Annotated in this window: 6 protein-coding genes; 3 read left to right on the top strand and 3 right to left on the bottom strand. The window is 42.9% G+C overall.

What is annotated here, in order from left to right:
• From tes to BP688_RS00060, 3 genes are all read left to right on the top strand, one after another.
• On the top strand, window positions 1-1097 hold a 1097-nt coding region (gene tes, locus BP688_RS00070; RefSeq protein WP_290623342.1), incomplete at its 5' end, for a tetraether lipid synthase Tes.
• Entirely contained in the window at window positions 1094-1618 is a 525-nt protein-coding gene (locus tag BP688_RS00065) for a nicotinamide-nucleotide adenylyltransferase (RefSeq protein ID WP_290623341.1), read from the top strand. The genes tes and BP688_RS00065, both read left to right, overlap by 4 nt.
• Window positions 1618-2094, top strand: coding sequence for a methylated-DNA--[protein]-cysteine S-methyltransferase (locus BP688_RS00060; protein WP_290597397.1), 477 nt, complete (start codon window positions 1618-1620; stop codon window positions 2092-2094). The genes BP688_RS00065 and BP688_RS00060 overlap by 1 nt, the downstream gene beginning before the upstream one ends.
• Here BP688_RS00060 and BP688_RS00055 read toward each other — a convergent pair.
• The 3 genes from BP688_RS00055 to BP688_RS00045 are packed head-to-tail and all read right to left on the bottom strand — an operon-like array spanning window position 2055 to window position 3226.
• The gene (locus BP688_RS00055; protein WP_290597398.1) at window positions 2055-2504 is read right to left on the bottom strand and encodes a MaoC family dehydratase; all 450 of its coding nucleotides are present in this window, start codon (window positions 2502-2504) and stop codon (window positions 2055-2057) included. The genes BP688_RS00060 and BP688_RS00055 overlap by 40 nt on opposite strands.
• 44 nt (window positions 2505-2548) lie before the next feature.
• Window positions 2549-3034, bottom strand: coding sequence for a rubrerythrin family protein (locus tag BP688_RS00050; RefSeq protein WP_290597399.1), 486 nt, complete (start codon window positions 3032-3034; stop codon window positions 2549-2551).
• Between the two features lie 9 nt (window positions 3035-3043).
• Window positions 3044-3226: a MarR family transcriptional regulator gene (locus BP688_RS00045; protein WP_290597400.1), complete on the bottom strand. Its 183-nt coding sequence runs from the start codon at window positions 3224-3226 to the stop codon at window positions 3044-3046.
• Between the last annotated feature and the right edge of the window lie 71 nt (window positions 3227-3297).

Raw genomic sequence — 3297 nt, 5'->3', positions numbered from 1 at the left:
AGCTCACCGGCGGAGAGCCGACGCTGAGAGATGATCTGGTGGAGATTATACGGATGATAAAGGAGGAGGGTTATGATCATATTCAACTCAATACCAACGGTGTGAGGCTTGCGGAGGAGGAAGATTTCGCCCTTAAAGTAAGAGTTGCTGGAGTGAATACTGTATATCTATCCTTCGACGGTGTAGATGAGAGAACAAACCCAAAGAACCATCATGAAGTTCCAAAGGTTCTTGAAAACTGCAGAAGAGCTCAGCTCGGCATAGTTCTCGTTCCAACAGTCATAAAGAGTGTCAACGACCATCAGCTCGGAGATATAGTTCGCTTCGCCGCTGACAATATAGACATAATCAGGGGTGTGAACTTCCAGCCTGTAAGCCTTGTCGGAAGCATGCCGAAAAGGGAAAGGGAGCAGTTTCGCATCACAATTCCCGACTGCATAAAGGCTATAGAGGAGCAGACTGGTGGTGAGATAGGCAGAGAAGATTTCTATCCTGTTCCGAGCGTTACACCTATTTCAAGATTCATAGAGGCTTTAACTGGAAATCCACAATACGAGCTTACAACCCACTTCGCTTGCGGTATGGCCACCTACGTTTTCAAGGATAACGGAAGGTTAATCCCAATAACCAGATTCGTTGATGTAGAGGGGCTTTTCGAATTTCTGAATGAAAAGGCAGAGGAAATAACCAATAGCAGAATGAAGACGGTGAAGGCTTTAAAGAATGTTGTTGACCTCAGAAAATTCATTGACAGCTCAAAGGCTCCCAGAGGGTTCAACGTTTCAAAGATTTTGTTTGACGTCCTCGTTAAGCACGACTATACAACCCTTGGTCAGTTCCATCTGAAATCACTCTTTATCGGAATGATGCACTTCCAAGACCTTTACAATTACGATATATCGAGGGTTGAAAGGTGTGAAATTCACTACGGAAGCCCTGATGGCAGGATAATACCCTTCTGCTCCTTTAACGTAATCCCGGAGAAATACAGAGACGCCATCCACGAAAAATATGGTATCCCGATAGAGGAGTGGGAGAAAAAGAGTGGAAGAAAGTTGAAGGATGATATCAAAAGAGTCGTCAGGAGGCCGAGATGAGAGCCTTCTTTGTAGGCAGATTCCAGCCGTATCACTTGGGGCACCATGAGGTTGTTAGGAACATCATAACGCAGATAGACGAGCTTATAATTGGAATAGGTAGCGCTCAGGAGAGCCACTCTCTTGAAAACCCCTTTACAGCTGGCGAAAGGGTTTTAATGATATCAAGGGCTGTGGATGAGATAAAGGAGGAACTCAAAGTAGATACGAAGGTTTACATCATCCCTCTTGAGGACATCTACAGGAACAGTCTGTGGGTTTCACATGTCTGTTCAATGGTTCCACCCTTTGATATCGTTTATACCAACAACCCTCTCGTTTACAGACTTTTCAAAGAAGCAGGATTTAAAGTCATGCACACAAGAATGTACAACAGGAATGAATATCATGGGACAGAGATAAGGAAGAAGATGCTTGAGGGTGAGGATTGGGAAAAGTACGTACCGAAATCAGTTGCAGAGATAATAAAGGAAATTGACGGGATAAAGAGGATTCAAGAAATTTCTGGAAGGGATTTTTAATGTTCTCTGTTTCTTGGGAAGACCTTTACTTTAACGTTGTGCTTGAGGATGGGGTTGTTGTTAAATCGTTCTTCTCTGAAATTCCAGCTTTTAACACCGATTATGGCCAGTTTAAAGAGCAACTTGAAGATTATTTTAGCGGTAAAAGGGTGGAATTCGATATACCTGTCAGGTTAAACGTAACCCCCTTTATCAGAAGAGTGCTTGAGGAGGTATCGAAAATACCCTATGGTAAAACCGCAACCTATTCGGATATTGCACAGAAGCTGAAAACCTCGCCGAGAGCCGTAGGGCAGGCTGTCAGGAGAAATCCTGTGCCCGTGATTATACCGTGCCACCGCGTTGTAGCAAAGAACGGTCTTGGAGGCTACACGACATCAGTGCCCAACCCTAAGGCTTCATTAAAAATAAAAGAAAAGCTGTTGAAGTTGGAAGGTCAGGGATTTCTTTTTAATACTGCAACTCTGGATGTGTAGCTTAGCACGATCTCTCCAGTCTGTTTTACACCTTTTATATCGTAAACTACAACTCCATATGGCTTTCCTTCCTTGTCCTCTTTGCCCACAACCTCCAGAACGGCTTTTATCGTGTCTCCGATAAATACAGGATTTGTAAAACGCAGTTTGTCAATGCCGTAAAATGCGACAATCGTTCTCTCAGTTAAACCGAGTCTTACGAGCAGTCCCGCAACAATGGAAAGTGTGAGCAATCCATGAGCAATTCTCTGTCCGAAAATAGTGTTTTTGGCGAACTCAGCGTCTGTGTGTATTGGATTCCAGTCTCCACTCAGCGCTGCAAACATAACGATGTCTGCTTCGGTGACAGTTCTGGCAGCACTCTCTATTTTTGTCCCAACCTCAATATCTTCAAAGTAGATATTCTTCATAAAATGCGTAACATTAAAAAATATTAAAGATTATCGGTGTGAAATCAAAATTCGACAAATCTATCTTTTGGAGTGTTGCAGAGCGGACATCTGTCAGGTGCTTCATCCTCCATTGCATAACCGCAAACAGAGCAGATGTAAATCTTCCCATCGTAATCTTTCCCACTATCCAGAACCTTTTTGAAGATTTCAGCGTGAACTTTCTCAGTTTCAAGAGCCCATCTGATGCTGTTCATTGCCCTTTTGTTTCCTTCTTTCTCTGCTTCCGCGTAAAACTTCGGATACATTTCAGTAATCTCGTAAGTTTCACCAGCATGTGCAGTTTTGAGGTTTTTGCTAACATCGCTAACATCTTCAAGGACTTTGAGATGGTTTTTTGCATGGACGAATTCTGAAAAGGATGCGGCTTCAAAAACTCTTGCAATTCCCTCCATACCCTTGTTCCTTGCAATCTCGGCATATATCCTGTATCTCACCATCGCCTGACTTTCTCCGGCATAGGCATCTCTCAAGTTATCTTCAGTGCTCACTTTACCACCTCACTCTTTAATCGCGTAGTAGCACCTTTTGGGTGAGTGGACAAGACCCTCATTTCTGAGTTCTTTTATGATCTTTGACACTTCTTTGCTGTCCAAACCGGTCTCCTTGGCTATATCACCCGGTCTGACAGGCTTTCCAGCCTTTTTCATAGCCTCAAGAACAAGCTGTTTAGCATCGCTCATAAAAGTAATATGCAATTAAGTATTTTAAGTTTTTTGTTCGATTTTCGTATTGTTTTATCCCTAAATTATTT

Origin of the sequence: Archaeoglobus sp. UBA230, from assembly GCA_002507545.1 — an archaeon.
Lineage (GTDB): Archaea > Halobacteriota > Archaeoglobi > Archaeoglobales > Archaeoglobaceae > Archaeoglobus.
The sequence above is the reverse complement of the archived record's forward strand: the minus strand, read 5'-3'. Positions and strand labels throughout refer to the sequence as shown.

Coding starts and splice junctions, on each gene's coding strand:
- BP688_RS00055 (WP_290597398.1), bottom strand. CDS start 2,504: ATGAAGAATATCTACTTTGAAGATATTGAGGTTGGGACAAAAATAGAG.
- BP688_RS00065 (WP_290623341.1), top strand. CDS start 1,094: ATGAGAGCCTTCTTTGTAGGCAGATTCCAGCCGTATCACTTGGGGCAC.
- BP688_RS00060 (WP_290597397.1), top strand. CDS start 1,618: ATGTTCTCTGTTTCTTGGGAAGACCTTTACTTTAACGTTGTGCTTGAG.
- BP688_RS00045 (WP_290597400.1), bottom strand. CDS start 3,226: ATGAGCGATGCTAAACAGCTTGTTCTTGAGGCTATGAAAAAGGCTGGA.